Below are 24,993 nucleotides of genomic sequence, written 5' to 3'. Positions count from 1 at the left end.
TTGGCCCACTGGGGGCGCCTGTGCACCCGACAGCGAGAGCAACGGACCATACGGAAACACAACAGAGAGCAAGGCTGCGTCGCCGCGAGGAGCGCGATTGCCGCTTCATGAATGCGTCGACCGGTGTCGCCGGGCGCCCTTCACCTTGCCACAACGGTCGGAAGTGGTTTGGCACTTCGCCCAGTTCGCTTCGTGTCCCCAAGAGCTGTACTGCAGGTGGCCGTACCTCCCTGCGGTGCCACTGACCTCGGTCCCGGTCTTGTCGGCCGGCTCGGAAGGACCCTCTACCACGAGGACGAAGGGCGTGGCCGGTATGAGTACGCACCGCGTCATTTCTTCTCTCACATGGACTCCCCCTGCGATGGTACATAGTTGACTGGTCGGGTCAGTGTGCAACCTATGCAACGTCTGTAATTCCTGGGGTATTTATGGGATTCCCTGAGGAAGGCTTGAGGGTCACGGGCCCGCTGCGGCATGCGTCTTCAGACGTAGCGCGAGTGGGTGGGTGCACCCTGTCCGAGAAGCAGCAGGCTGCGGATGTGGGGCGTGGCGTGGATGGTACGTGGGAGTGGGTATTCACCGCTCTTTTGGGGCCGGCCGATGCCGGCGGGGATCTGGTCCAGGCGCTCCCTGTGGACTCCACGATCGTGCGTTCCACAGCGGCACGCCGCCGGGGCCCGTAAACGGGCCCCGGCCAGAGAGCCGGGCGGCCACGCCGTCGGCCGGTCCCACGGCGGGCCGACGGGAAAGTCCGTCTCGCGGACGACGTCAACTGCCGCCCCCGACCCTCGTCCACGGTGGCGGACAGGCCGGTGGTAGGGCGGTGATCCCTGTCCCCCGTGGGTCAGCGGGGCCGCCGGGTGTGTCGAGTCCGCCGTGGTGGCGGGCCGCCCGCGGAGAAAGGACCGCGGGTTTCTGCGAGGCCGGGCAGCTCCGCGTCGCGGGCGTCTTCTGGTCCGCGTGGGTGATCCCATGTCCGTCGGGCGAGGTCCTTGTCAGCGGATGACGTCGAAGACGTTCTTCTGAATGCCGTTGGCGTAGGCCTCGTGCTCGACGAGCTTCAGCTTCTGGGTGTCCTTGTCCGTGCCGCTGAACAGACGCTTGCCCGCGCCGAGCAGGAGCGGGAAGACGAGCAGGTGGTACCGGTCGATCAGGCCGGCGTCCGACAGGCTCTGGTTGAGGGCGGCGCTGCCGTGGACGATGATCGGGCCGCCCTCGGTCTCCTTCAGCGCGGCGACATCGTCGGTCGAGCGCAGGATCGTGGTCTCGCCCCAGTTCGGAACCAGGTCGTCCTGGGTGAGAGTCGTGGATACGACGTACTTCGGCATCGTCTTGTAGTCGGCGAAGTCCTCCATATCGGGCCACACCGGGCTGAACGCCTCGTAGCTGACCCGGCCCATCAGCATGGCGGTGGCTTCCTTCTGCTCCCGGCCCTTGATGTCGAATGCCTCGGGGAGGAACTCCATGTCCTTGAAGGTCCACCCGGAGTTGCGGTAGCCGGGCTCGCCGCCCGGGGCCTCCACGACACCGTCGAGGGAGACGAAAGCGGTGCTGATCAGAATACGCATCTAGGGTTCCTCGGTGTCTCGTGTCTGGTTCTCGGCAGATTCGGTCGGTGCGCTTCGGCCGCTCGCGCGGCTGTCGCCCACCAACCATGATCTCTGACTGCCGGCCACGCAGAAACTCATCGGTCGCCGCCCGCCCCTCCCGGAAGCAGTGCTGCTTCTTGATCGGGTGGTCGGCATTGCCGGCGGTGGCGGCTGCGATGGGCCGCCGCCCGCAGGCGCGGGTTCAGGTCACGAGGCGCAGCTGATCCTCAGGTCGGCCCAGTAGTCGGCGTGGTCGCTGCCGTTGCCGTCGCCGGCCCTCGTCGCCACCAGGCTCACGAACTGTGACCCGGCCACATCCACGTCGAGCTGCCTGGCGCTGTCCTGCCAGTAGACCTTTTCCCTGTGTCTACGGATTTCTCCCGGTCCTTCCACACCTCGAAGGAGACCGTCGCCCGCTGAGCGGCGACATTGCCCTGGCTGTCGTCGACGCCGACGGCGCGGTGAATTTCGTGCAGCGCCCGGCCGTGTAGAAGGCATGGGTGCCCAGGCCCTTGGCGTTGACGGTGCCGCCGATCCGGAGCGCAGTGCCGTCGCCGGTGTCCTGACCGCCGTTGGTCATGTCGCGTTCCATCGACCCCCAGCCGTTGGTCGACTTCACCCACCGGGTGTCGCTGAGATACGACGCTCCGGCCGGAACGGCCTCGGCGACGGTCACCCTGGTGGTGGACGCGTCGGTGGCGGGGCCCCGTCGAGGGTGTAGCGGGCGGTTGCGGTCAGGTCGTAGGAGCCCGGCTTCAGCCCGGTCGGCGGGGTGATCCGCCAAGTCGTGGCCAGCGGACGCCCGTCGGGTATCTCACTGCTTGGGTGCGGCCGGCAGCCTGTACCGTCCAGCCCTCTGGCGCCGATACCCGTACCGAGGCGTCGCGCAGTGCCGTCGCACCATGGTCGGCAAGTTCGGTGCGTACGACGGCCGGTTCACCGGGGGTGACCAGGAGGCGGCGGCACCTTCGTACAACAGGGGCGTGGTCAGGCCCAGGAAGCGCGCCGGGGTGGTGGTGTGCTGGTGGTGTCGCCCTCGCGGGACGGGCGGACGGTGTAGACGCTCACCCCGTGCCCGGGGACCGCAGACTGGATCGTGCCGTTGCTGCTGACACTGCGGTCTTCAAGGAGGTCGTGCAGCGTGTACGAACCGGCGTCCCGTACTCCGGCGGCCGCCGCGGTGGTGGAGATGGTCGCGGCGTACTCGTTCTCGTTGTAGAGGGCCACGGCGACGGAGCCGTCCGCGAGGGGCTTGGCCAGGACGTACCGGCCGCCGTCCTCCTCGACGACAGTGGAACTGGATGCCGAGCGGGTCCTGGTTGACCGCGATGAGGCCCTGGTTGAGCCGCAGGTCCATCGTGTGCGGGGAGGCGCCGGCCAGACCCTGCCGGGCATGAGGGGCGCAGCCATCATGGCCCACAGGGCGAAGTGGGTGCGGTACTAGGCGTGTGTCATGCCGCCGTTGCCGACCTGGAGCATGTCGGGGCCGTTCCAGCGTCCCGGGCCCGCGTACGGGGCGAGGGCGAGGTTCTTCCTGTTGATCGGGTGTTGCAGTTGTCGTACTTGAGGTAGTCGATGCCCCAGTCCGCGAAGGTCTGGGCGTCCGTCGGCTCATGGCCGAGGCTGCCGGGGTATCCGGCGGAGCCCCCGTGGGCCGAAGAGTCCCCCGCTCCGGCTCCTGGGCGGGGCGAGGGTCCGGGACGGGGGTGTGGCCGGGGGGCGGGGCGGGCTCGGGGCGAAGAGTCCATGCGACCGGGCGGAGAAGTCCATGCCCGGCGCCCGCCCGGTGGGGCACCATCCGTCATGGACATGCCACTCATCTCTTCCAGGAGGCATCTGTGCGGTCGTTGAAATCGCTGAGCGTGATCGTGATCCTCTCGGTCGCCGCCTGCCTGGGGCTCGCCGCCCCGGCCCAGGCTGCCGGCCAGACACCGGGGACGTACACCAACTACAGCTTCCCCTCCGGGACCACTGCCCTGACGGAGGTCACGTTCGGGACCACGGTCGAGGCGGACCCGGGGCGCGGGAACGTCTTCTGGTCCCACCAGTTCGGATTCACCAGTGGTGTCGGCGGATACATCGGCCAGCAGCGCTGGCGGAGCGGCACTGGCATGTTCCTGTTCTCCCTGTGGGACTCCACCGCCGCGAGGCCCGGGTCGCCGGGAACGTACTGCCAGACCTTCCAGGAGACCGGCACCGGCTATACCTGCCGGTTCGAGCAGGCCTTCGCCGCAGGCCACCGCTACACCTTCCGGATCTCACCCGGCAGCGAGGACGGCTGGTACCAGGCCACAATCTCCGACGTCACGGCCGGCACCTCGTTCGTGCTCGGCAGCCTGCAGGTCGGCTCGAGTGCCCGCGTCAATACGGGCGGGATGGTCGACTGGGTGGAGTACTTCGACTGGAACAACAGCGCGGCGGCCTGCGAGGACGAGCCGTACTCGCGGGCCCGATTCGACCTCCCCCGCGGCACGTCGGCCACGGGCACCCCGGTCACCGCCTCGGCCGGCTCGACGTCGACCAGCAGCACCTGCACCACCTACGCCAAGGTCACCACGGTGGCGGGCGGCAGCGTCCACGAGGACGGCATCGGGAACTCCGCCTCCGGCTCCCTCACCGGCATCGGCGGCAAGTGCGCCGACATCCCGGGAGGCAGCAGCGCGGACGGTACGCCGCTCCAGCTGTGGACGTGCAACGGCGGCAACAACCAGAACTGGGTACTCGCCCACGACGGCACCATCCGCGCCCTGTTCACGTGCATGACAGTGAGCGGAGGCGCGGCACAGCTGAGGTCCTGCGACGGCTCCGCCGCGCAACAGTGGGTGCGCAGCGGAAGCACCCTGGTCAACCAGGGCAAGTGTCTGGACGCCAGTGGTGGGAGCGGTGCGAATGGCACGCGGCTGGTCGTCTACACCTGCACGGGTGGCGCCAACCAGGCGTGGAGTACGCCCAGTTGATCCGAGGTACATCGCTCCCCCCGGTCCTGGCGGGCCGGGGGGAGCGTCATATCCCGTGCGGTGCGCCCGCGTGGTGTGTCCCGGGGTTGAGTATCCGCGGTACAGCGGTTAACAATGAGAATGATCATGGTCGGTTTCCTTGATCGCGATTCGGTGAGACACCTGATCAAACCGCCCTTGATCGCGTACGGTCACACTTCAAGAAGTCCCGACGCGCCCTGAGCTGGAGCGATTCTTCTTCCTCGATGACGATGACCGAGACCTGATCGCGCTGCGGCGTGCGGACAGTCACCGCCTCGGGATAGCCCTGCAACTGTGCACGGTGCGCTACGTCGGACGGTTCCTCACCGATGACCCGCTGGCGGTCCCGTGGGAGGTGGTCGACTACCTCGCCGGACAGCTGGGCATCGAGGACGCCTCGGTGGTGAAGCGGTGCACCGAGTGGAAGCCGACGGCGTACGAGCACTCGTGGGAGATCCGGGAGCGGTACGGCTACCACGAGTACGACGATCCGCAGTGGGGGCGGAAGTTCCGGGCCTTCCTGCACGGCCGGGCCTGGACGCACGCGGAGGGGCCGGTGGCGCTGTTCAACCATGCGGTGGCAGCAGTTGGCGATCAACGGGCTCGCCAATGTTCACGAGAAATGACGGAAGCGTCGTCAGGGCATCCCATGCGTTGATGGGTGCTGCGGCAACGCTATGCGTGTTCCCCGGGCGGCGGTCCACACACCTCCGGGTCGAGGTAGGCCGGGCCGGGCATTCCTTTTCGCCGCATGGCGATACCGGTCAGCGCCTCGAAGATGGCGCGGCGGGCGTTCATCGTGGTGGTGTAGCCGGGATCGAGGTGGGGTGCGACCTCGACGATGTCCATGCCAACGACTGGCGTCTCGTGACAGATCCGGCGGATGGCCGGCAGCAGTTCGCGATTGGTCAGGCCGGGCGGTTCCGGCGTGCCGGTGCCTGGCGCGAAGGCCGGGTCAAGCACGTCGATATCCAGCGACACGAACAGGTGCTCGGGTCCGTCGAGTGCCTCCTCGATGGCCTGCTGGAGCACCGCGTCGAATCCGCGTCGGTCGATCTCGGCCATGAAGTGCGTGCGCAGTCCGTGGTGGCGCATCCAGTCGAACAGTTCGGCGTCGGGGGCGATCGCGCTGCGCAGGCCGATCTGGATGAAGTTGTGTCCGGGGACATGTTCGTCTTCGATTAGTCGGCGGATCGGTGTGGCGTGCGAGGCGAGATGCCCGAGCAGGTCGTGGGAGCAGTCCGGGTGCGCATCGAAGTGGATGACCCCGACCTTGCCCGCTCCGTACACGTCGGCCACGGCCGCGGCGTCGGGCCACAGGATCGAGTGGTCTCCACCGAGCACGATCGGGATCGCGCCCGCTCCGGCGATCTCGCGGACCAGCGCGCGGATCGGTTCCATGGAGTTGTCGATGCTGAACGGGTCGACGGCGGCATCGCCGTAGTCGACCACCGTCAGCTCCTCGAACGGCTTGATGCGGGTACTGGGATTGACCAGCATCTGCGGAGTATGGGGCAGGATTCGTTCGTCCGCGCGGATGCCGCGCGGCCCGAAGGCGGCTCCCCGGTGCCCGGCGGACATGTCTACCGGAGCTCCAAGGACCGCCACATCAACGTTGCCGGCGCGCAGGTCGTCGGGGTTGAGGCACAGAGGCAGCCCGAAGAGCGTGGCGATCCCCGGCGTAGGCCGGGACGAACGCGTACCGCTGCAGGTTGATCGACCCCGGCTCGCGCCTCGGGCCGGACGTACGGTCAAGTTCCCACTTCCAGGCATCCGGGGGACCTTGGTGCCATGATGCGTCGCTGGTCGTCACTCATCCGACCTACGGTGAGTGCAGCGACACTCCGGTGCGACAGGCCGCAGCAGTCAGTCATTCGGACTGGATGCCGTCAGGGCAAGGGCACGCGGTGTTGAGGAGGCTTCCCTGCCGAAGGCATCGCACAGGGCTCTCGACGGCAACAGCCCGCCGCCCGTGAAGGTGGCGGACCGTCGAGTGGCTGTGAGGTGTCAGCCGGCCTTGGCGGGTTCATCTTCATGCCGCCGCGGTGGTCGCGCCGGATCGCGGCGTGCAGCTCGACCTTCGACATCTGCGGCATGACCAGGGCCTTTCACCAGGAGCACCCGGATGCGGCCATCTGGAAGCGGTTCGCGGCGCCCATCTGGGCCACGTACCGGTGGACCGTGGTCGGTTCCGACGCCGAAACCGGCCGCGAGCTGGGCATAGGTGTGGCCGGTATGGCATCGCGAACGGAAGGGGCCGATCATGGTCGCTCCAGCGGTGCACGACGGCCTGGCCGTAGGTCATGCGGTCACTGTGCCCGCGGACCTGTCGAAGCGGTGGTGCCGTACCAATGATCGTGTCGGGCCCGGGGCCAGGGGGCGATCCCGGGCCGTCGGGGCGACGATGGGGTGTGTGGAGGATGCGCAGCTGCAGGCCGTTCTTGGTGAGCGGCTGCAAGAGCCGAGGGCCGCCAGTCCGATGGCGCCGGACTTCCACGGGATGTGGTGGTCCGCCGGCTGTGCGGATCGGTGCTCCGGCGCCTGTGCGCCGGCCGGCCCCCAATCCGCTCTTACGGCCGAGATCGCGTCTGAGTTGCTTCGCGGTCGCACCTGTCCCCTCGCCGCAGCTGCGGGACAGTGTCCTGGCGGAGGAGTTGGAGCTGATGCGGCAGGCCATCATCGACGGCGTCATCACCACGAACTACGCTCTGGGCATCCCTGGGACCGACTCCATCCACGGCAACGTCGAGGAACCCGAGAAGCTCGTCCTGACGGGCGAGGGCTGCCAGCGCTTGGATGGGCGCAACGACTACCTCGCGGCCGAACTGCTGACGATCTTCGTCGAGCATTCGGTGATCGTCCTCGGCTACAGCCTGTCCGACCGGAACGGCATCGGCGCCCTCGAAACCATCACCACGTGCCTGGCCAGCAGCAATATCGATCACCTCGCGACCAACCGGCTCATCGTGGTGGAGTGGGACGACGCCCGCACCGAGCCGGAGGTGGCTCCCTCGACCCTCGTCTTCGACCAGATCCTGATCCCCATCACGCTCGTACGGGCCCGCGACTTTCGTCCTGTCTTCAGTGCCCTGGCCGCGTTCGACCGGCCGTTCCCCGCCCCTTTGCTGCGCAGGCTGAGCGATCACGTCTATCGGCTGGTGCTGACTCTGCCCGACCAGCCCTCTTCCCTCGTCGTCACCGGCATCGACAGCACCGAGGCGGCCGGTCTGCGGGTGGTCTTCGGGGTGGGCCGGTTCGACGACCGGGACATCGCCGACCTCGGATTCCGCAGCCTGGTCCGGGCCAACCTCGTCCAGGACATACTCGGCACCGGTGTGATGCCGCTGCGCGATGACGCGGTCTTGGCCTCCGTCCTGCCGCAGCTATCGCGTACCACCCGGTATGTGCGGGTGTGGAAGTACCTGAGGGACGTCGGACGCATCGACGACCTGCGCCCTAGCGACTACTGCACCCGACGGTTCACGCGCCTTGCTTCGGTGCCTAGTAGGCCCTGTGACCTGGAAGTCCTCTTGCGGCGTATGACGGACTGCGGTTCCAGTACTTCGCACGCGACCGCGTTCCACACGTGCGAATGTCTCTACGGCCTCCTTCGCCACGGACCTGGGCAGCCGCAACGCAACACACCGGCTGCCCGAGAGGGGTGGTTGCAGGATGCATGAAGGGATGCCTTTCGAGGAGCTGATCAGCGGAGCCGCCCAGGACGCTGGAGGGTGGCTGGGAGCCCTGCCGGTGGCGCTGGTGGCCACCAGTGGCGACGGGACGATCGTGCGCTGGAACCACACCGCGCAGGAACTGCTCGGCTACACCCCGCCCCAGGTACTGGGGCGGCACATCGCCGATCTGCTCCATCCCGGGGCCGACCGCAGCCTGGGTCGGGCTCTGTGGGAGACAGCCGCCACCGGGCGCGGGGTGATGGGCACTGTCACCGCCTGGCACCGCGACGGACACCCGCTGGAGCTGGAGATCTGGGCCTGCCCTGTCCTCGACCGGCGCCACGGCGCCTCGGCCGTGCTGGTCTTCGCGGCCGACGCCCATGCGACCCGCCGCATCCGAGGGTCGTCGGCGATATGGGACGGGTTGTTCGCCCGCTCACCTGTCGGTATCGCCGTTCTCGACACGCAGCTGCGGTTCCTTCAGGTCAATCCGGCGCTCGAAGCGATGAACGGCCTCACGGAGTCCGCCCACGTGGGCCGGCGCCTGGCCGAGGTGCTGCCCGAGGTGAACGCGGGCGAGATGGAGGAGGCGATGGGCCGGCTCCTGGACACCGGTGAACCCGTCCTCGGCCTGCGCCGGACGGGCCGAACGCCGGCCGACCCGGAGCACGACCGGGTTTGGTCCTGCTCGTACGTGCGCGTGGAAGACCCCGGTGGCCGGCCCATCGGCGTGATTGCCTCCCTGGTCGACATCACCGAGCAGCAGCGCGACCACACCGAGGCCGAGGCGGGCCGCCGCAGGCTGGCCCTGCTCAGCGAGGCCAGCGTCCGCATCGGCGCCAGCCTCGACCTGGAGCGCACCGCCCAGGAGCTGGCCGACCTCGCCGTCCCGCACGTCGCCGACGCCGTCACCGTCGACATCCTGGACACCCTCTCCCGCGGCGACGAACCGGGCATGGGACTCGCCGGGGGCATCGCCCTGCGGCGCCTGGGCAAAGCGCCCCTGACCGGATCCGCCGTAACCCACATCCTCGCCCCCCTCGGCAGAACCCTCACCTTCCCCGCAGCCGCCCCCTACACCCAGGCCCTCGCCGACCGGCAGCCCTTCCTGATCGCCCACCTCGATGAGCGGGCCATCGCCCCCGCCGCTCGCTACTCCGCCAAACCTGCCCAGCTGCTCAAGACTGGCGTGCACTCGTTCATGATGGTTCCGCTCGTCGCCCGGGACGTGGTGCTCGGCGTCGCCACCTTCTACCGAACGCGGCCTGTCGGCCCCTTCGGGCCGGCCGACGCCACCCTCGCCGGCGAGCTCGCCGCCCGGGCAGCCATCAGCATCGACAACGCCCGCCTCTACCAACGCGAACACGAGACCGCGGTCGTCCTCCAGCGCAGCATGCTCCCTCAGCACGTCACCCCGCCCCCCGGCATCGAGATAGCCCACCGCTACCTGCCGGCCAGCGACGTCAACGAAGTCGGCGGCGACTGGTACGACGTCCTCCCCCTCACCGGCGGCAAAGCCGCCCTCCTCATCGGAGACGTCATGGGCCACGGCATCGCCGCCGCCGCGGTCATGGGGCGGCTCTCCGCAACCGTCCGCGCCCTCGCACGCCTCGACATGCCCCCAACAGCACTGCTGCACCATCTGGAAGCCACCCTCGCCGACCTCGTCGAGCCGATGCTCGCCACCTTCCTCTACATCGTCTGCAACCCCGCCACCGGACACTGCTCCATCACCCGCGCCGGACATCCGCCACCGGCCGTGGCAGAGCCCGACGGCACCGTCTATCTGGTCAAGACCCCGCCCGGCGTCCCTCTGGGGGTCGGCGGCATCGACTTCACCACCACCGACATCACCCTGCCCCCCGGCAGCCTCCTCGTCCTCTACACCGACGGCCTGATTGAAGCCCGCAGCCGCGACATCGACGAACGCCTGAACGAGCTCACCCGCCTGCTCACCGAACCCCAACGACCGCTGGACCACCTGTGCGACTCACTGATCACCCACCTGGTACCGGCTTCCGCCGACGACGACATCGCCCTGCTCGCCGCCCGCATCGGGTCTGCCAAACGAACGGTGTAACGCGGGGTGTTGAGGATACTGGCGGGCTGGACCTTGTCGGTGATGGTCGAGATCGTCTGCCGGGAGACGTCGGCGCCATAGACTTCGGCGAGGTGGGCCTGGACCTCGCCGGTCGTCAGGCCCTTCGCGGCGCGGGAGATGACCATCTCGTCCACGCCGGACAGGCGCTTCTGCCGCTTGCGGACAATCTTCGGCTCGAAGGAGCCCTCACGGTCTCTCGGCACGATGATCTCCACCGGTCCGACATCGGTCAGTACCGTCTTGGAGCGGGTCCCGTTGCGGGAGTTGCCACCGTTCTTCCCGGCCGGATCATGCCGGTCGTACCCCAGGTGATCGGTGATCTCGCCTTCCAGCGCGGACTCCAGCAGCCGCTTGGTCAGCTGCTTCAGCAGCCCTCCCTCCCCGGTCAGCTGAAGGCTCCCTCGCTCTGAGCCCGGCTCACCAACTCGTCGACCAGCTGTCGATCCACGGCCAAGGACAGCTGCGGCTCAGCCGTTTCGGCTTCCCTGGGCTCGGTCAGCTCCAGACGGCGATCCGCCTGAACTGCGAGGCCGCCGTCACCCTCTCCCACGCCTTCCTCACCACCGCCCGCCCCGGATCCGCCCTCCCGGTCGGTGTCGTGCTCGGTGACCTTGGTGATCTCCCCGACGGCGCGGACGAGCCCGTGCGCCGCGATGAGCACGAGGCGATCCTTCCGGTTCGGGTGACGCCGGCGGGTGGGGCCCTGCGCGCGTCGCAGATGTAATGGTTGAATGTATTTGACCCATGACCGCACTCTGGCGGACATGGAACGAATTGCAGATGTGCGGCGTGGATCGTGGTGGTGCCCCTCCTGTGGCCTCTCCTCCGAACCCTGCCGGCCGGTATCAGAGCACTTCACGTCCGAGGGAATGGTGCGGTACCTGTGGTGCACCACCAGCGGATGGATCATCACCCGCTCCGACTTTCAGCTGATCCAGGTAAGTGAATAGAGCAGGGAAATCCAGCCCGCGGCGCGTGGGGTTTCGTAACGCCCGAGAAGGTCACATGCAGCAAAACCATTACGGCCGCCTTGGGGCGGTACTGTCCGCCGATTTGATCAATCTCCCCGAGATGAGCGCGGCAAGCATTCAAACCCTGCTCGAGGCACACGGGATCCGTCGAGCGGAGACCGAGGACGCCGACGTCGAAGACTTTCGGCGCTGGCGGGATCAACTGGCGCGAGCGTTTCATCCAGGGGGTCCGGCTGAGCAGTGCTCAGCCGTGAACGACCTGTTGGTAGAGGCCACCATCCGTCCATGGGTGTCCACCCACGACGGTCTCCAGCCCCATCTTCACTTCGTACCGGACTCGGCTGACGTGCTCTCCCGGGTCAAGGCAGTCACCGCCGGTGGCCTCGCCTTCGTCCTGTGCTGGGAAGGGGGAGCAAGGCTGGGGCGATGCATGCGCTCCGAGTGCTCCCGAGCATTTGTGGACACATCCAGGAACGGGCGGCGGCGCTATTGCACAGCACGCTGCGGAAACACCGAAGCAGTGATGCGGCATCGTTCCCGACACTCACGCCCCAAGCCCTGATTCTGCTTGCCGAATGCCACTCTCGAGCACGGCCGGCTGTGCACTCGCCGGCCGGGACTGCGGATCACAGATGGCGTTGCCGGTCACCGAGGACGGAGAGCAGCTGGATTTTGTCGTAGTTGTCAGTGCCCGGGGCGGCGGTGTAGACGAGGAGGATCTGGTCCTGCCCGGGATCGAGGAGGGTTTGGCAATGCAGTTCGAGGGTGCCGAGGTCGGGGTGGGCGAAGCGCTTGGTGTCGGGGCGCCGGACGCCGATCTCGTGTCTGTTCCACAGCGTGGTGAACTCTTCGCTCTCAGCCAGCAGCGTATCGGTGATCTCGCCCGCACGGGAGCCCGGTCCCTGGCGGGTGTAGGCGGCGCGCAGGTCGGAGGTAAAGGCGCGGCTGTGCAGCGGGTGATCGGCCTCGGGGTAGATCCGCCTGGCGTGCGGGTCGGTGAACCAGCGATGGATCAGGCTGCGGGCCAGTCCGGTGTGGCGGGTGTCGTCGCCGACGAGGGCCACGGCCGGCCGGGTCTGGACCAGGGTCTCGTCGAGCGCGGTCAGCACTTGGGCGGGAGTGTCGGCCAGACGGTCCAGGATGCGCATCATGCCGGGGGACACATGGTCGGTGAGGGGGGCGTGACCCGGGGTGTGCTGGCCGGCGATTCGAAACAGGTGGTCGCGCTCGTCCAGCGTCAGGCGCAGGGCGCGGGCGATCGCGGCGAGGATCGGCTCGGAGGGAACAGGGCCGCGCTGCTGCTCGATGCGTGCGTAGTAGTCGGTGGACATACCGGCCAGCAGGGCGACTTCCTCGCGGCGCAGGCCCCGGGAGCGACGCCGCGCCCCGCGTGGCAGGCCGACGTCCTCGGGCTGCATGGCCTCACGGCGGGTGCGCAGGAAGTCGGCGAGCTGGGCGCGGTCCATGATTCGATTCTCTCTCGGCTTTGTGCCGACGGCCGGTGCGGGTCTGCGGGCGGCCGCATATCGAGTTGCGAGGGCCTGGGGAAGGCGCCGGTGCCGACCTTCGCCCTGTCGCCACGTGGCAGGGCCGCGGCGGCGGAGCAGGCGGTACGACGGCCTCCCCATCGACGCCAGAACGCCGGTTTGGCGGCTCAAGCCGTCGCGTCTCTCGGCCATGAGATCGGAGTTGTTCGTGCGCTGGCTGGTCCCATGGCCGAAGGCGCGCCCAGAACTGCCGCACGGGGGAAGGATGCGAGGTGATCGTCATGCCGTCCTCATGCTGGCCTCGCGGGTTGGTCAGAGCAGGGTTCCGCCGGAGGCTTCGATGCGCTGGCCGGTGATCCACCCGGTGCCGGGGGACAGCAGGGCGGCTATCGCGCCGCCGATGTCGTCGGGCTCGCCGACGCGGCCGAGGGCAGTGTTGCCGGCCCAGTGCGCATTGATCTCCTGGTTGTCCCGGACTGCTCCGCCGCCGAAGTCGGTGGCGATCGGACCCGGGGCGACCGTGTTGACACTGATGCCGCGCCCGCCCAGCTCCTTGGCCAGGTACCTGCTGTAGGTGTCGACCGCGCTCTTGACCGCGCCGTACACGCTGAAGCCCTCGCCTACGAACCGGGCCAGGCCAGTGGACAGGTTCACGATGCGCCCACCGTCGGCGAGCAGCGGCAACAGCTCCTGGGTCAGGAAGACGACGCCCTTGAAGTGCACGTTCACCAGCAGGTCGAAAGCCTCGACGGTGGTCTGGCCGACCGGAGTGAACGCCGCCACCCCGGCGTTGTTGACCAGGTGATCGAAGGTCTCACGGCCCCAGGTGGTGGCCAGGGCCTCGCGGAGGTCGGCGGCGAACGTGGGAAAGGCGCCGAACGTCGTGGTGTCCAGCTGCAGGGCGACGGCCTTGCGGCCCAGCGCGGTGACCGCGTCCACGACCGCGGCTGCTTCGGCCTCGTTCGACCGGTAGGTAAGGACGACGTCGGTGCCCGCCTCCGCAAGCTTGAGGGCAGTGGCCCGGCCCAGCCCGCGGTTCCCGCCGGTGATCAGGGCGATCGTCTGCTGGCTCATTCTGGTGCTCCTTGTCGCGCTACATGTGCGCAGGGCCGTTGTGCCACTCACGCAAGCGGAAGAACCGCCGTTCCGAGAATGCGAGGTTTTGAACTGAGGAGGAAGGCACAACTGATCCAGGGACAACCACTCCCCCTTTAGCACCACGGGTCGAGTAGTTCATCGGGAGCTCTGGGTGGTGTGCCCCGCAACACGAGCAGGTGAAGCCGAGATCGTTGGTCATGGCCGGAGCCTGATCAGGCCCGGGTGACCCCCACGTCCGGGCCGCCGGTGGTGGCTTGCCATCACTACGAAACGGGCTTCTCGGTGACTGCTCCGCGAGACGCACATGTTTGCTCATCCCGATACGTGGCCGTGTCGTCGCGGGGCATTGGCCGGCCACTCAGCCACCCCCAAGGCTCGGGGGTCTCCCCATCGCACAAAGGACCGGAATCACCCGGCCATCAAGGTAGCGAGCGCTTGAGTTGGTGGGCTGGGAGCCCACGAGATACATGCGCACTTGGTTGACCAGCGCATCGTGATCAAGCAGCCATTGACAACAGCACTCAGTACTACAGAGGGTGCTTGTTCGGACGACTGGGGTGGGACGTGGAGCAGCAGCAGTACGTGGAGCGGTGTTCGGAGCTTTTCGAGGTGGGTGGTTACGCCGCTGTGAGAACAACGGCGGAGGCGGGACTTGCGGAGTTTGGGCCGGATCCGGTTCTCTTCCGCCGGCTCGGGCTGGCACATGCCGCAGAGGATGAGGACGACCACGACTCCGAGGCCGAGGCCGCCTATCGCAAGGGCCTCGCGCTCGCACAGGACGATCTCGGGCTCTTGGTGTCGTACGTGGAGTTGTGTCTGCGCGCTGATTCCTTCGCCTATCCGGGCCGCTCGCGCCGTGCGGTGGGCTTGCAGGCAAGGATCGAAGAGTTGGCTCCGCCCGGTTCGGCTGAACGCGAGCGCGTCGATGATGCGACGGGCTGGGCCGGACGCGGTTACTGGGACGACCTGAAGACAGGTGCTGTTCAGGGACGGGCTCAGCAGGCAGCCGTCGCGGAACAAAGCGTGCTGGTCACCGACGCGCTGCGGCTGGCCGCCCACGGCGAGCCCGGCGCGCCGGCCGGAGAAGACCTCCAGGCAGCCGAACTGGCGGCGGCCGTCGAGCTCCTCCAGGGGCCCCTGAACGCACCGCTGCGCCTGCTCCTTGCCCATCGGGTCGCAGCGTATGTGCTGACGTTCGTCCTGTCGTTCGGCCTGAACAAGGCACTGGTGTGGGGCGGAGTGTTGGACTTCAGCCTGTGGGGCTGGTTGTTCTGGATTCCACTGTTCGTTGCCGAAGCCAAGCTCCGCCAGGCCAAGCAATTGGGACGGAAGCGCGTCATCGCGCGCATACAGGAGCGCCACCAGGAGATGGATGCCGCCTGACCTTCGGTCCGCCTGCCAGAGCCTGTGAATGCTTCCTGCGACAGCCCCCAACTGCAGCGCTTGACCATACCTAGTGCTGTGACCGGATAGGTTCGCCTGAATGCGCGCAGGCTGTGTTGGAGTTGGGGGGTTCAGTGCTGCGTTCTCGAGCCCAAGTCGCTCGCGTAGCACGGCGCGTCCTGTGTCGGTGACGGTGATGACGCGGGTCGTTGGCTTGCGGGTGAGCCAGCCGTCGTCGAGGGCGTGCTGGAAGAGGGCGGCACCCACGGCGCCTGCCAGGTGCGGGCGCCGTTCCGTCCAGTCGAGGCAGGTGCGGACATGGGCGCGGCGGGAGCTGTGCGCAGGGTGGTCGTCGATGCCGAGCTCGCGCAGCCAGGTCTTGCCCGTCTCGGTGAGCGACGTCCGTAGTCCCAGGTCAGCAAGGCCCGTTCGGTCATCGCCTCGGTGATCGCGACGGCGACTGCGCCCACCAGGTGGTCGTAGCACGTCCGAGCGTGCGCCAGGGTGCGCTGCCGGTGGCCAGGAGGGTTGGAGTGTCGGGCGTACTGGTTGCGCCAGCGCAGATATCGGAGCAACGCCCGTGTCTGGACGGTGTGGTGGGGGTGGCTGGACTTGGCCAGGGTGAACTGCCCTGAAGACGGTCTCCCGTCTGCGCGGAACGAACCTTGGGCTGGTCGACAACGTCGGGAAGGACACAGACAAGCTCACCGCACAACCTGTACGCGCTGGTCGGCAGTGACATCGGGTAGGCGATGCACCGTGCGAGCCGCCAACCGCGAACGGGCCGTCGTTGCGGAGGTCCGAGGACAAGGGCGAGAATGGCCGGAGGAGCCGGGTGGTGTGCCCGGCGAAATGCAACGCCATGCACAGCAGCATGTGTGCGAAGACCGCGTCCACGGAGGCGTCCGGCAGGGGCACCGGGTCGCGCACATCGTGCACCGCAGTGGTGACCCGCTCATCCAGGTCCTGGGCGCGGGCGACCTGTTGCAGCTGCTCAAGGCAGGTTGCGGAAAAGTCGGTGGCGTGGGCAGTGAACCCTTTACGGGCGAAGTACAGGGCGTCGCGGCCGTGCCCGGCACCGAGCTCCAGCACGTCCTTGGCCCCGGCGGCGCGGAACACGTCGGCGGCGTGGACGGTCGGCGCGGAGGGCTGCTCACCGTACATGCCGGGGTGAGTGGTGTACGTGCTCTGCCAGTGCCGCCGTTGCGCGTCCGCCAGGTCCTGCTCACTGTCCGCCACGGTGCCGCGCTCCCCTTCACCGGCCGGTGCCGGACTCACGGTCAGCTCAGAGGAGCTCAAAGAGGCGAACGGCCCGCCGTGCTCCCGCCGCCCGGTGTCAGGACCCGGCATTCATCGGTGGCAGGGCGGCGATGACCCGGTCCAGGCCGGGCACCGGCTTCGAGCCGTCCGTCACCACCTCGTGGCCCTGGTACACGACAGCGGTGGTGAGTCCGTCGAAAATGGGCTGCTCACCGAGGTTGATACGGGGCAGCTTCGCGAAGTCCGCCTCGGCCAGGGCGGCGCGCAGCGAGGCCATCTCCGCGGGCTTCATCCGTCCCTCCCCTTCGGGCTCCCCGTGCGACAGCGTCGAGTACGACCCGTCACCGTTGATGAGCATGCGCTGCTGCCGCCCGTCGATCCCTCCGCTGACCGTCACGGCAATGAGCAACTCATCCGCGACGGTGGGTGCCGGGGATGCGGACGCGGCGGGCGTGGACGCGGGGGCCGACGGTGGGAGTGGCGGCGCCGTGGAGGTGTTGTTGCCCGAGCCAGGACTGCCGCGGGAGGCGCTGGGCGCGCTCCTGGGGGTATCGACGTCCGCGCCGTCGCCGCATCCTGTCAGCAGCAACACGGCACCCACCAGTGCCACTCCCGTCACCGCCCGACCCGTGCTGCGCTTCATGCATCCTCCGACTCTGCCGGTTCCGGACCGGCCCAGTACCTGTATGGCGTGCCTCGGTCAAGCTTCCGGTCTCTGGAGCCCCGTGTCCACGGTCTCGGACGAGACGAACCGAGGCTCCGATGCCGGGACGGAGTGGCGGACAGCACGTTCCACCTGCGTGAGAAGATCGTGGCCGTGGTCGAGACCTGGTCCTTCAGCGAGGGCGCTCCGTCGGTGACAGCCGGGGAGGCCATGGAGGAGTTCGGCAGCAGGATCGCCGCCGGGACACGTGATTCATTGCTGACCAGCTCAACAGGGCGATTCCTCGCTGTCGTAACGAACACCGAGCGAGCGATGGTGATGTTGCTCGACGGCGAAGGCGACCCCGGTGCACACGCGTCGGACCCTGGGGCCGAAGAGGAGCGACGGCTTCATCCTGGAAAACGGGCAGAACTACGCGTACCCCGATGAAGACACCGTGCTCATCGGCGAGGCGTTCCGGATAGTCCGCGGCCTGAAATCCCTCAGCGTTCACCGACCGTTCAGGTCGCCTGGAGGGTGCACCAGGTGCGCCGAAACTATGGTTGGCGCCGTCCAGCGCGGACGTACGGCGCGCGGCGCACAACGCCGTACGTCCTACTCGGGCCCCGTTCGCGTTCTGGGCTCGGAGCGAGGTTGTGGTGCGAGACGGTGGTTTCGGGGGTACGGGGAACCCTCCCCCCGGAGCACAGGGCATTCACGGGGGAATTCGATGATCAGGTACGTCCACCATCAGCTGACGGGTGTGACGACGGCAGTGTGCGCCAGTGCCATGAGTGCGCCGATGGCCTTCGGCGTGCGCGGGGTGCTGCCCGTCGTCAGCGAGACTGTGCAGACGGTCATCCTCATCGTTGTCGGATGCAGCGTGCTCTGTGGGCTGCTCGAGGCGTCCCGGCTCAAGTGGATCAGCGTGGTGCGTGACTTCGATGAAGCGGTGCCGCTGCAGGACCCTGAAACGGTCCTGCCCGCCGAATACGACGTGGGCCGATTCCTTGTCAACTGGGGCTTTCTCCCCGTGCTGCTGGTGCCGGCATTGGTCATGGGACTGGCGGTGAACCCCTGGCTGGCCCTGGCCCCCCTGGGGATCGCCCTGGACTGGCTGATGCGGGCCGGCATCGCAGCACGCTGGGAGAGGAAGAACGCCGCGCTGCTCTGGCGGGAGCACATCCAGAGCAGGCCGTGGGAGCTCTCGTACACTCCGCTCGGGCCTCCACCACCGAATCGAACCGCCACCGACCCACTATCCGGGTGACCAATTCCTGGCCGACTCCGGGCGAACTCGGGCCGTTCGCAAGGCCCTAGTTCTCCGATACGTCCTTGACGAACACGATCCCGTCGATTCCGGCCAGGTGGGCCGGGTCGAGTGGGGAGTAGCCGTACCAGGGGGACACACGGGGGGCGGGCCGCGTGTCGCTGAGGGCGGTGGCCAGTCGGGGGGCGTCGACGAGGTAGCGGCCCTCCGGGATTGCGTACAGGAGTCCTTCGACGGTGTCCGGCGGCGGGGTGTCCACTCCCTGGTGCCGCATTGTGCCGAGGGCCGTGGCCAGGAAGGCGTACTCCTCGCCCAGGTGGGCACTCACGATTGCGCCGGCGCTCCACCACTCCAACGGCAGTCCGCCCATCCGCATCGTGCTCTTGTCCCGCTGGAGATGGGCGTTGTGGGCGTGGACCAGTACCGGGCCCCGTGCGACGACGGCGAGGAGGTTGTCGGCCATCATCTGGTCCCGCAGGCCCACCAGCCGCGTCATGCGGCCCGGTGAGGTGTCGGCCATCCAGAAGTGGTAGCGCAGCAGGCCGGTGGCAGTGCGCCCGTACAGGCGCGCCCGGTCCCAGGCGTCCCGCGAGGTCGCCGTGATCAGGTGCGGGGTCTGCGCGTCGAGCAGCGCCACCAAGTCGTCTGCAAGCAGCCGCAGTTCCCTTGCCTCGGCCGACTGCCCCACGGACTGGGACGGGTCCATCATCGCGGCGGGATTGGACCACCGGTCGTCGGTGCCGAGCAGGCGGTCGAGCGTTTCCGCGGTGCAGGGGAACAGGCCCGCGTCCACCCCGGCCGCGAGGTAGCCGTGGAGTGCGGTGAGGGCCTGCCGGGGGCTCGCGGCGCCGGTGATCTCCAGCGGGCCGTCGACACCGGCGAAGCGGAGCGCCTCGGACGGGAGCCGGTCGTCGTTGTAGGTGCGCATCCAGCGCACGAGCTCGCGGTTGGCCGCGGACGCGCCCCACCCGTGGCTGAATCCGTGCTTCATGACCTCGTCGAGGGTGCCCCTGCCCGAGGTGACGTAGTCGTCCACGACCAGGCCCATCATGCAGTCGCTCTCGATCGCGATCGTCCGGTAGCCCTCCTGCTCGACGAGCTGCCGGAAGAGCTCGTTGCGCAGGTCGAGCAGAGTGTCCTCGCCGTGGGTGGGCTCGCCCAGGGCGAGCAGCCGCGGCCGGGCCGGGAGCAGCCTCATGACGGCGGCGGCCTCGACGGCATGGGCGGTGTCCTTGATGTCAGTAGCCATGCCTTCAACGGTATCGTTGAACGTTCGGTTGAAACTTTCTCGCGATATTGGCGGGCTCATGGGGCAAAACCTTCAAAGCAGTGAGCGGCTCAGGCCGATTGACCTGGCACGCGGGCACGGTCTGTCCACTCAGGCGATCAGGAACTACGAAGAGGCCGGCATCCTGCCGGCTGCCGGGCGCACACCCCACGGCTATCGCACCTATACCCCGCTGCATGCGCGGGCCCTGCGTGCGTTCCTCGCCCTGGTGCCCGGCCACGGCCACCAGACGGCAACGTCGATCATGCGGGCGGTGAACCAGGGCGTGGTCGATGAGGCGTTGCGTCTCATCGATGAGAGCCACGCCCAGCTCCTTGAGGACCGGCGGACGCTCCAAGCCGTGGAGAGCGCCCTCCGCGATCTGGAGCCCACGGCGGCGTACGAGCCCGATGCGGTGTCCGGGCGGGACGCGGTGTCGGGGACCGGCGCGATGTCCGGGACCGGCGGCATGTTCATCGGGCCGCTGGCCGGGAAGCTCGGGCTCCGGTCCGCCACGCTCCGTAAATGGGAGAGCGCCGGGCTGGTGCGCCCGCGCCGTGACCCGCGGACCGGGTACCGCGTCTACGACGAGGCCGATGTGCGGGACGTCCGGCTGGCACACCAACTCAGGCGGGGCGGCTACCTGTTGGAGCAGATCGCCCCACTGATCGCCCAGGTGCGGGCTGCCGGCGGGCTGGAGCCGCTGGAGGCCGCCCTGCGCGACTGGCGTGGCCGGCTGTCCGCCCGCGGGCGCGCGATGGTGGCCGGGGCCGCCGAGCTGGAGGCGTACCTCCGCGAACACGGATGACTCGTCGTCCGCCGGCGGACCGGTCCGCTTTCAGCGGTCAGGCACGCGCAACACGGTGAGACGGGTCGGCTGATGGGTGCGTCGGGCCGAATGCGGTGATGGCCCGGCCGGGGATCTCCTCACCACCGGGGGTCTGCCGAGGCCGATGCAGTTTTTGAGCTCACCCGCTCCCTCGCCGAGGCCGGGTAGCCGATTGCTCCCGGCCCGCCGTAACCGGAACTGCCCACGGCCTTACGCCTGCATCGCCGCCGAGATCCGACGGCGCATCGACACAGGCGAACTGCACCCCGGAGAACGGGTTCCGTCGACCCGTCAGATCGCGCTGCGCTGGGGTGTGGCCATCGCCACGGCCACCAAGGCGCTCAGTGCGCTGCGCCAGGAGGGGCTGGTACGTGCTGTGCCGGGGGTGGGAACGGTGGTCAGTCCGTCGTCCGCACCCGTGCGACCCGTGCGGCCCGTGCGGCCCGTGCGGGCGGCTGCCCGCACCGTCGGGGCGGACGCACCCGACGAAGCCGTGCGCGCGGGCATCGTGCGTGCCGCGATCCGGATCGCCGACGCCGAGGGGCTGACCGCGCTGACCATGAGGCGCATCGCCACCAAGCTGGACGTGGCCACCATGTCGCTCTACCGGCACGTGCAGAACAAGGACGAACTCGTCGCCCTCATGGCCGACGCCGCCTTCGCCGAGGAACCGCTGCCCGAGCCGCGTGAAGGGTGGCGCGCACAGCTCGAGCACTGCGCCCGGACCCAATGGAAGCTCTACCGTGCCCATCCGTGGCTTGCCCGGACCATGAGCCTCAGCAGGCCCGTGCTGGCCCCCAACGGCATGCTGCACATCGACAGGGCACTGCGCGCGCTCGACTTGCTCGGCCTGGACGACAACACCATGCTGCACACGGCCATCACCTTGTTCGGCTACGTTCGCGGCACTGCCGCCGACCTGGAAACAGAGGAGCAGGCCAACCGGGACACCGGCATCAGCGGTGAGGAATGGCTGGAAACCCAGGAAGAGGCGATGAACGCCCTCCTGGCCGGAGGGTCGCTCCCGGCCTTCGCGGCGATCAGGCAGAGGCCCGGCGTCGACATCAGCGTGCAGTCGCTGTTCGAATACGGCCTTGGACGACTGCTCGACGGTGTGGCTCTTCTCATCACGAACAGCCAGGCACCCGGCGGGGCTCCTCCTCGTAAGGCGGTGCGGACGGAGCGCATGCGCAACCTCCACCGGCACGTTCACTCCTGCCCGATGGAGATGAACTTGCTCTCTGGTGTCCAAGCTGAGACTACCGACCCCGACCGACCCGCCCTAAAGGCAACTGGTTTGGTCTGCCGAAGCCCCAGGGCGGCACGTCACCCCGGGGCGACAGGGGGTCAGATCAATATCGAAGGGTGTAGCGGGTCAGGCGGCTGAGGGCCGCTTTCTCGCTGATCCCGAGCGCCTGGGCAATGGTGTGCCATGGAGGTTGGGCGACGGCGTCGACGCTGTACGCGGCGTCGGTGGCCACGCGCTGGGTGAGACGTTCGAGGGCGGCCGCGGCCCGGAGAGCGGCCAGGGGTTCGTCGGCAACCAGCGTGGCGAGGCGTTCCTCGACCTGGTCAAGAAGGGCGGTGAGATCTACGGGGACGGGCACGGTCCGGGACTTCACATCGGTGATGTGGGTGTTCCAGTCGGATTCCGGGCCTGTGGTGTCGAACAGATACGGGCTCCGGCGGTCGACGATCTCCCAGTCGAAGGGGGTATCGGGCGTTCCCGCGCCAGCCGCACGAACACGCCCCGCACAGGTCGGTCGCGGTCGGGGCACCCAGGGTGCCGTCGTAGATCCACCAGTCGGTGCTCTGGTGCATGGACGGCCCGCTCCCGATATCGAAATACACCGGGCCGGGCTCGCTGCCATCGGCCAGCAGCGCCCCAGGGCGGCCTTCGTGCTCGCTGCCGAACTCCTCGGTCTCCCACATCACGGACTCCTCCCCCACCGGCCGGAACCGGTGGCACCTCGAAGGCCCGGCCCGTCGACAGCACACCAGAACGTGCTGCTCCGGCCGGCTCACCCACGACCCTGCCTGAAACAGGCCGGCCCCCGTGGCTCAATACCCGAACCAGTGAACCGGCGACAATCTGATCCACGCCACCCTGCCGGGCCGGCACCGCACCGCCTGGCCCGACCCGCCCAGCGGTGCGCTTGCTGCTCGAACAGCCGCTGCTGGACGCATACTTCTACGAAGGGGACCTGCTGCTTGCGGCCGTCGGAGCCCCGTCCCGGCCTGGACCGCGCCGGCGGTTGCTGGAGGATGACCCGGACAACTCATTCCTGCCTGTCCTCCGCCAGGTCGTGTTTTAGAACCGGGGTCGGTGTCTCGTCCCGTGCCGTGACGATCTGGGTGCAGGGCGAGGGGATCTTGTCCCGCTGTGCACGTCGCCGGGCGGGGCCCCGGCTGCCTCTCGGGCAGTGACCAGGCCCGATTCGTAGGCCGCGATGACCGCCTGGGCTCGGTCGCGGACGGCGAGCTTGTCGAAGATGCTGGTGATGTAGTTCTTGACCGTGGACAGGCTGATGTCCAGGGCGCGGGAGATCTCGGTGTTGTCGAGGCCGGTGGCCATCAGATGCCACACCTCGACCTCGCGGGGGGTGAGTTCGCCCTGGCCGGTGGGAGCCGGCCGCGCACCGTAGGGTGCCCGTACGTAGGTGGAGATCAGCCGGGTGAGCAGGCGCGGCGCGACGGCGGCCTCGCCGGCGTGGACGGTGCGGATCGCCGCGCTCAAGTCCTCCGGGGAGCTGTCCTTGGGCAGGAACCCGTAGGCTCCGGCGCGCAGGGCGCCCACGACGTACTCGTCCATGTCGAAGGTGCTGAGGGCCAGGACCCGGCAGTCGGGCACGGTGGCGGCGAGTTCACCGGTCGCGCCGACACCGTCGAGGACGGGCATCCGGATGTCCATCACCACGACGTCGGGGCGCAGTTGGCGGGCGAGAGTGACGGCCTGCTCGCCGTTCTCGGCCTCTCCCACCACCTCGAAGGACGGGTCGGGGGAGAGGATCAGCGACAGGCCGCGCCGGACCAGCGGCTGGTCGTCCGCGATCAGCACCCTGATCCTCGGCGGCGTCGGCCCGGTCCCGGTCATCGGTGTGCCTCCTCGTGCTGGACGGCCGCCTCGTCCGTGGTCAGCGGCAGGTCGGCCACCACGGCGAATCCCCCGTCGGCCTGCGGGCCGACGGTGAGGGTGCCGCCGTGCAGGGCGACGCGCTCGCGCATGCCGATGAGGCCGTAACCGCCCGAGCCCACCGCCGACGCCTCCTCCTGCGGCGGTGCGCCTCCGCCGTCGTCCCGCACCTCGACGGTGATCCGCTCCTGGTGGTACGTCAGTTGTACGGACGCGCGGGCGGCCCCCGCGTACTTTCGGGTGTTTGTGAGGGCCTCCTGGGCGATCCTGAACACCGTGAGGCCGACGGTCGGCGGCAGTGGACGCTGCGGCCCGCGGACGCTGAACTCGGTCGGCAGTCCGGCAAGGCGGGACTCGGCGACCAGGCGGTCGAGGTCGTCGACGCCGGGCTGGGGCAGCGACGGCGCGGCCTCGGGTTCGTCTCCCGCCCGCAGCACGTCCAGGAGTTGGCGCATCTCGCGCAGTGCAAGCCGCCCGGAGGACTCCAGGGTGACCAGGGCGTCCCGGACCACCTCCGGTTCGGCGAGGTTGGCCCGGGCTCCGCCTGCCATCAGCTGCATGGTGGTGATGTGGTGGGCCACGATGTCGTGCAACTCCCGTGCGATGCGGCGGCGTTCGTCGGCCACCGCACGGTCGGCAAGGAGTCTGCGGTTGGCCGCCACCTCCCGCTGCCAGCGGTTGACCGCCATGGCGGTGCCGACGACGATCAGGGTGGTGAGGGGCGAGGCAACGGCTTCCTGCCAGGGTGGAATCCGGCCGTGGCTCTGGCTCAGCAGCGTCAGCGACACCGTCGCGACGGCCGCGGCCGTCGTCACCCGGCCGGGGCAGGCCCTGGCGACGGAGTACAGGGCGACCACCAGGACGGCACCGAAGTGAGCGGGCAGCGGTACGGTCAGGGCGGCCGTCACATCGAGTGCCAGTACGGCGGCGAGCGCCGCCACCGGGTGGCTGCGCCGGGCGAGCAGCGGCATGGCTGCCAGAGCAACGAGGAAGAATCCGGCCACGCTTACCTCGTGTTGGCCGTCGGGGGCGTTGAAGAACACGTAGCTGAGCAGGTTCATCGCGCAGGCCCCGCCGGTCACGAGTGCGTCGTTACGGGTCCACGGCGGCTCGGCGCTGTCGCTGTGCAGCGGTTCCCGGGCCTTGTCGGGCCCGGTGTGTCGGCTCCTGAGCATGTCTGTTTCCCTCTGTGTCCGACCTCCCGGCCCCCGGGACAGGGTTGCACAGCACCCGCGGGGACGGCGTCGGCGGCTGCAGCTCGCGACCCCTGACCTGGGTCCGGACCCGCATCGGGACCAGGACTCTGGTCC

Annotated in this window: 24 protein-coding genes and 4 pseudogenes; 9 read left to right on the top strand and 19 right to left on the bottom strand. The window is 68.7% G+C overall.

Features of this window, described 5'->3' with window-relative positions; genetic code table 11:
* Positions 1-995: 995 nt before the first annotated feature.
* From ACFT7S_RS17025 to ACFT7S_RS16990, 8 genes and pseudogenes are all read right to left on the bottom strand, one after another.
* Positions 996-1,568: a dihydrofolate reductase family protein gene (locus ACFT7S_RS17025; RefSeq protein ID WP_382732346.1), complete on the bottom strand. Its 573-nt coding sequence runs from the start codon at positions 1,566-1,568 to the stop codon at positions 996-998.
* A 228-nt stretch (positions 1,569-1,796) separates the two neighbouring features.
* Entirely contained in the window at positions 1,797-1,982 is a 186-nt protein-coding gene (locus ACFT7S_RS17020; protein WP_382732344.1) for an NPCBM/NEW2 domain-containing protein, read from the bottom strand.
* Positions 1,957-2,265 (bottom strand): NPCBM/NEW2 domain-containing protein, encoded by a 309-nt coding sequence (locus ACFT7S_RS17015; RefSeq protein WP_382732342.1) that lies wholly within the window; start codon positions 2,263-2,265, stop codon positions 1,957-1,959. The genes ACFT7S_RS17020 and ACFT7S_RS17015 overlap by 26 nt, the downstream gene beginning before the upstream one ends.
* Complete coding sequence (locus ACFT7S_RS17010) at positions 2,262-2,402, bottom strand: NEW3 domain-containing protein (protein ID WP_382732567.1); 141 nt, start codon at positions 2,400-2,402, stop codon at positions 2,262-2,264. The genes ACFT7S_RS17015 and ACFT7S_RS17010 overlap by 4 nt, the downstream gene beginning before the upstream one ends.
* The gene (locus ACFT7S_RS17005; protein WP_382732565.1) at positions 2,345-2,542 is read right to left on the bottom strand and encodes an NEW3 domain-containing protein; all 198 of its coding nucleotides are present in this window, start codon (positions 2,540-2,542) and stop codon (positions 2,345-2,347) included. The genes ACFT7S_RS17010 and ACFT7S_RS17005 overlap by 58 nt, the downstream gene beginning before the upstream one ends.
* A 34-nt stretch (positions 2,543-2,576) precedes the next feature.
* A complete protein-coding gene (locus ACFT7S_RS17000) occupies positions 2,577-2,984 on the bottom strand; it encodes a hypothetical protein (RefSeq protein ID WP_382732340.1) in 408 nt (135 codons plus the stop codon).
* Positions 2,985-3,029: 45 nt separating this feature from the next.
* The gene (locus ACFT7S_RS16995; protein WP_382732563.1) at positions 3,030-3,131 is read right to left on the bottom strand and encodes a hypothetical protein; all 102 of its coding nucleotides are present in this window, start codon (positions 3,129-3,131) and stop codon (positions 3,030-3,032) included.
* A gap of 12 nt (positions 3,132-3,143) precedes the next feature.
* Positions 3,144-3,337: pseudogene (locus ACFT7S_RS16990) on the bottom strand (hypothetical protein); the annotation flags it as partial.
* Positions 3,338-3,427: 90 nt separating this feature from the next.
* Here ACFT7S_RS16990 and ACFT7S_RS16985 point away from each other — a divergent pair.
* Positions 3,428-4,546 (top strand): ricin-type beta-trefoil lectin domain protein, encoded by a 1,119-nt coding sequence (locus ACFT7S_RS16985; protein WP_382732338.1) that lies wholly within the window; start codon positions 3,428-3,430, stop codon positions 4,544-4,546.
* A gap of 202 nt (positions 4,547-4,748) precedes the next feature.
* A pseudogene (locus tag ACFT7S_RS16980) lies at positions 4,749-5,225 on the top strand (DUF4158 domain-containing protein); the annotation flags it as partial.
* A gap of 17 nt (positions 5,226-5,242) precedes the next feature.
* Here the strand turns inward: ACFT7S_RS16980 and ACFT7S_RS16975 are convergent.
* Positions 5,243-6,148, bottom strand: a complete 906-nt coding sequence (locus tag ACFT7S_RS16975) for an agmatinase family protein (RefSeq protein ID WP_382732336.1) — start codon at positions 6,146-6,148, stop codon at positions 5,243-5,245.
* A 1,082-nt stretch (positions 6,149-7,230) separates the two neighbouring features.
* Here ACFT7S_RS16975 and ACFT7S_RS16970 point away from each other — a divergent pair.
* Positions 7,231-8,247, top strand: a complete 1,017-nt coding sequence (locus ACFT7S_RS16970; protein ID WP_382732334.1) for an SIR2 family protein — start codon at positions 7,231-7,233, stop codon at positions 8,245-8,247.
* A gap of 4 nt (positions 8,248-8,251) precedes the next feature.
* Positions 8,252-10,321 (top strand): SpoIIE family protein phosphatase, encoded by a 2,070-nt coding sequence (locus ACFT7S_RS16965; RefSeq protein ID WP_382732332.1) that lies wholly within the window; start codon positions 8,252-8,254, stop codon positions 10,319-10,321.
* A gap of 29 nt (positions 10,322-10,350) precedes the next feature.
* On the opposite strand, the pseudogene ACFT7S_RS16960 reads toward ACFT7S_RS16965, so the two are convergent.
* Positions 10,351-10,749, bottom strand: a pseudogene (locus ACFT7S_RS16960) (transposase); the annotation flags it as partial.
* Positions 10,728-11,003 (bottom strand): hypothetical protein, encoded by a 276-nt coding sequence (locus ACFT7S_RS16955; protein WP_382732330.1) that lies wholly within the window; start codon positions 11,001-11,003, stop codon positions 10,728-10,730. The pseudogene ACFT7S_RS16960 and the gene ACFT7S_RS16955, both read right to left, overlap by 22 nt.
* A 344-nt stretch (positions 11,004-11,347) precedes the next feature.
* On the opposite strand from ACFT7S_RS16955, the gene ACFT7S_RS16950 reads away from it, so the two are divergent.
* A complete protein-coding gene (locus ACFT7S_RS16950; protein WP_382732328.1) occupies positions 11,348-11,875 on the top strand; it encodes a CGNR zinc finger domain-containing protein in 528 nt (175 codons plus the stop codon).
* A gap of 64 nt (positions 11,876-11,939) precedes the next feature.
* On the opposite strand, the gene ACFT7S_RS16945 is transcribed toward ACFT7S_RS16950, so the two are convergent.
* Positions 11,940-12,779, bottom strand: a complete 840-nt coding sequence (locus tag ACFT7S_RS16945) for a helix-turn-helix transcriptional regulator (protein ID WP_382732326.1) — start codon at positions 12,777-12,779, stop codon at positions 11,940-11,942.
* 333 nt (positions 12,780-13,112) lie between these two features.
* A complete protein-coding gene (locus ACFT7S_RS16940; protein WP_382732324.1) occupies positions 13,113-13,874 on the bottom strand; it encodes an SDR family NAD(P)-dependent oxidoreductase in 762 nt (253 codons plus the stop codon).
* 588 nt (positions 13,875-14,462) lie between these two features.
* On the opposite strand from ACFT7S_RS16940, the gene ACFT7S_RS16935 reads away from it, so the two are divergent.
* The gene (locus ACFT7S_RS16935; protein WP_382732322.1) at positions 14,463-15,281 is read left to right on the top strand and encodes a hypothetical protein; all 819 of its coding nucleotides are present in this window, start codon (positions 14,463-14,465) and stop codon (positions 15,279-15,281) included.
* Between the two features lie 870 nt (positions 15,282-16,151).
* Here the strand turns inward: ACFT7S_RS16935 and ACFT7S_RS16930 are convergent.
* Positions 16,152-16,445 (bottom strand): annotated as a pseudogene (locus ACFT7S_RS16930) (class I SAM-dependent methyltransferase); the annotation flags it as partial.
* Positions 16,446-16,617: 172 nt separating this feature from the next.
* Positions 16,618-17,184, bottom strand: coding sequence for a hypothetical protein (locus ACFT7S_RS16925; RefSeq protein WP_382732320.1), 567 nt, complete (start codon positions 17,182-17,184; stop codon positions 16,618-16,620).
* 763 nt (positions 17,185-17,947) lie between these two features.
* On the opposite strand from ACFT7S_RS16925, the gene ACFT7S_RS16920 reads away from it, so the two are divergent.
* Positions 17,948-18,454: a hypothetical protein gene (locus ACFT7S_RS16920; RefSeq protein ID WP_382732318.1), complete on the top strand. Its 507-nt coding sequence runs from the start codon at positions 17,948-17,950 to the stop codon at positions 18,452-18,454.
* Positions 18,455-18,500: 46 nt separating this feature from the next.
* Here ACFT7S_RS16920 and ACFT7S_RS16915 read toward each other — a convergent pair whose 3' ends face one another.
* Complete coding sequence (locus ACFT7S_RS16915) at positions 18,501-19,703, bottom strand: erythromycin esterase family protein (protein ID WP_382732316.1); 1,203 nt, start codon at positions 19,701-19,703, stop codon at positions 18,501-18,503.
* Between the two features lie 58 nt (positions 19,704-19,761).
* Between ACFT7S_RS16915 and ACFT7S_RS16910 the strand changes: the two genes are divergently transcribed.
* Positions 19,762-20,529 carry a TioE family transcriptional regulator gene (locus ACFT7S_RS16910; RefSeq protein WP_382732314.1) on the top strand — a complete coding sequence of 256 codons (768 nt, stop codon included), beginning with the start codon at positions 19,762-19,764 and terminating at the stop codon, positions 20,527-20,529.
* A 145-nt stretch (positions 20,530-20,674) separates the two neighbouring features.
* A complete protein-coding gene (locus tag ACFT7S_RS16905; RefSeq protein ID WP_382732312.1) occupies positions 20,675-21,937 on the top strand; it encodes a TetR/AcrR family transcriptional regulator C-terminal domain-containing protein in 1,263 nt (420 codons plus the stop codon).
* Here the strand turns inward: ACFT7S_RS16905 and ACFT7S_RS16900 are convergent.
* From ACFT7S_RS16900 to ACFT7S_RS16890, 3 genes are all read right to left on the bottom strand, one after another.
* A complete protein-coding gene (locus tag ACFT7S_RS16900) occupies positions 21,903-22,328 on the bottom strand; it encodes a hypothetical protein (protein WP_382732310.1) in 426 nt (141 codons plus the stop codon). The genes ACFT7S_RS16905 and ACFT7S_RS16900 overlap by 35 nt on opposite strands.
* Positions 22,329-22,861: 533 nt before the next feature.
* Positions 22,862-23,644 carry a response regulator gene (locus tag ACFT7S_RS16895; protein ID WP_382732308.1) on the bottom strand — a complete coding sequence of 261 codons (783 nt, stop codon included), beginning with the start codon at positions 23,642-23,644 and terminating at the stop codon, positions 22,862-22,864.
* A complete protein-coding gene (locus ACFT7S_RS16890; RefSeq protein WP_382732306.1) occupies positions 23,641-24,858 on the bottom strand; it encodes a sensor histidine kinase in 1,218 nt (405 codons plus the stop codon). Before ACFT7S_RS16890 ends, ACFT7S_RS16895 begins: the two co-directional genes overlap by 4 nt.
* Positions 24,859-24,993 lie beyond the last annotated feature (135 nt).

It is taken from the genome of Streptomyces sp. NPDC057136 (assembly GCF_042670885.1).
In the GTDB taxonomy this organism is placed as follows: Bacteria; Actinomycetota; Actinomycetes; order Streptomycetales; family Streptomycetaceae; genus Streptomyces.
This window is presented reverse-complemented; position numbering and strand designations above follow the sequence as displayed.

What these genes read in the sequence shown, in the direction of transcription:
- ACFT7S_RS16970 (WP_382732334.1), top strand. Translation starts at nt 7,231, where the DNA reads ATGCGGCAGGCCATCATCGACGGCGTCATCACCACGAACTACGCTCTG.
- ACFT7S_RS16945 (WP_382732326.1), bottom strand. Translation starts at nt 12,779, where the DNA reads ATGGACCGCGCCCAGCTCGCCGACTTCCTGCGCACCCGCCGTGAGGCC.
- ACFT7S_RS16975 (WP_382732336.1), bottom strand. Translation starts at nt 6,148, where the DNA reads ATGTCCGCCGGGCACCGGGGAGCCGCCTTCGGGCCGCGCGGCATCCGC.
- ACFT7S_RS16925 (WP_382732320.1), bottom strand. Translation starts at nt 17,184, where the DNA reads ATGAAGCGCAGCACGGGTCGGGCGGTGACGGGAGTGGCACTGGTGGGT.
- ACFT7S_RS16895 (WP_382732308.1), bottom strand. Translation starts at nt 23,644, where the DNA reads ATGACCGGGACCGGGCCGACGCCGCCGAGGATCAGGGTGCTGATCGCG.
- ACFT7S_RS16890 (WP_382732306.1), bottom strand. Translation starts at nt 24,858, where the DNA reads ATGCTCAGGAGCCGACACACCGGGCCCGACAAGGCCCGGGAACCGCTG.
- ACFT7S_RS16905 (WP_382732312.1), top strand. Translation starts at nt 20,675, where the DNA reads ATGCAGTTTTTGAGCTCACCCGCTCCCTCGCCGAGGCCGGGTAGCCGA.
- ACFT7S_RS16940 (WP_382732324.1), bottom strand. Translation starts at nt 13,874, where the DNA reads ATGAGCCAGCAGACGATCGCCCTGATCACCGGCGGGAACCGCGGGCTG.
- ACFT7S_RS16915 (WP_382732316.1), bottom strand. Translation starts at nt 19,703, where the DNA reads ATGGCTACTGACATCAAGGACACCGCCCATGCCGTCGAGGCCGCCGCC.
- ACFT7S_RS16965 (WP_382732332.1), top strand. Translation starts at nt 8,252, where the DNA reads ATGCCTTTCGAGGAGCTGATCAGCGGAGCCGCCCAGGACGCTGGAGGG.
- ACFT7S_RS17025 (WP_382732346.1), bottom strand. Translation starts at nt 1,568, where the DNA reads ATGCGTATTCTGATCAGCACCGCTTTCGTCTCCCTCGACGGTGTCGTG.
- ACFT7S_RS16910 (WP_382732314.1), top strand. Translation starts at nt 19,762, where the DNA reads ATGGGGCAAAACCTTCAAAGCAGTGAGCGGCTCAGGCCGATTGACCTG.
- ACFT7S_RS17000 (WP_382732340.1), bottom strand. Translation starts at nt 2,984, where the DNA reads ATGCCCGGCAGGGTCTGGCCGGCGCCTCCCCGCACACGATGGACCTGC.
- ACFT7S_RS16950 (WP_382732328.1), top strand. Translation starts at nt 11,348, where the DNA reads ATGCAGCAAAACCATTACGGCCGCCTTGGGGCGGTACTGTCCGCCGAT.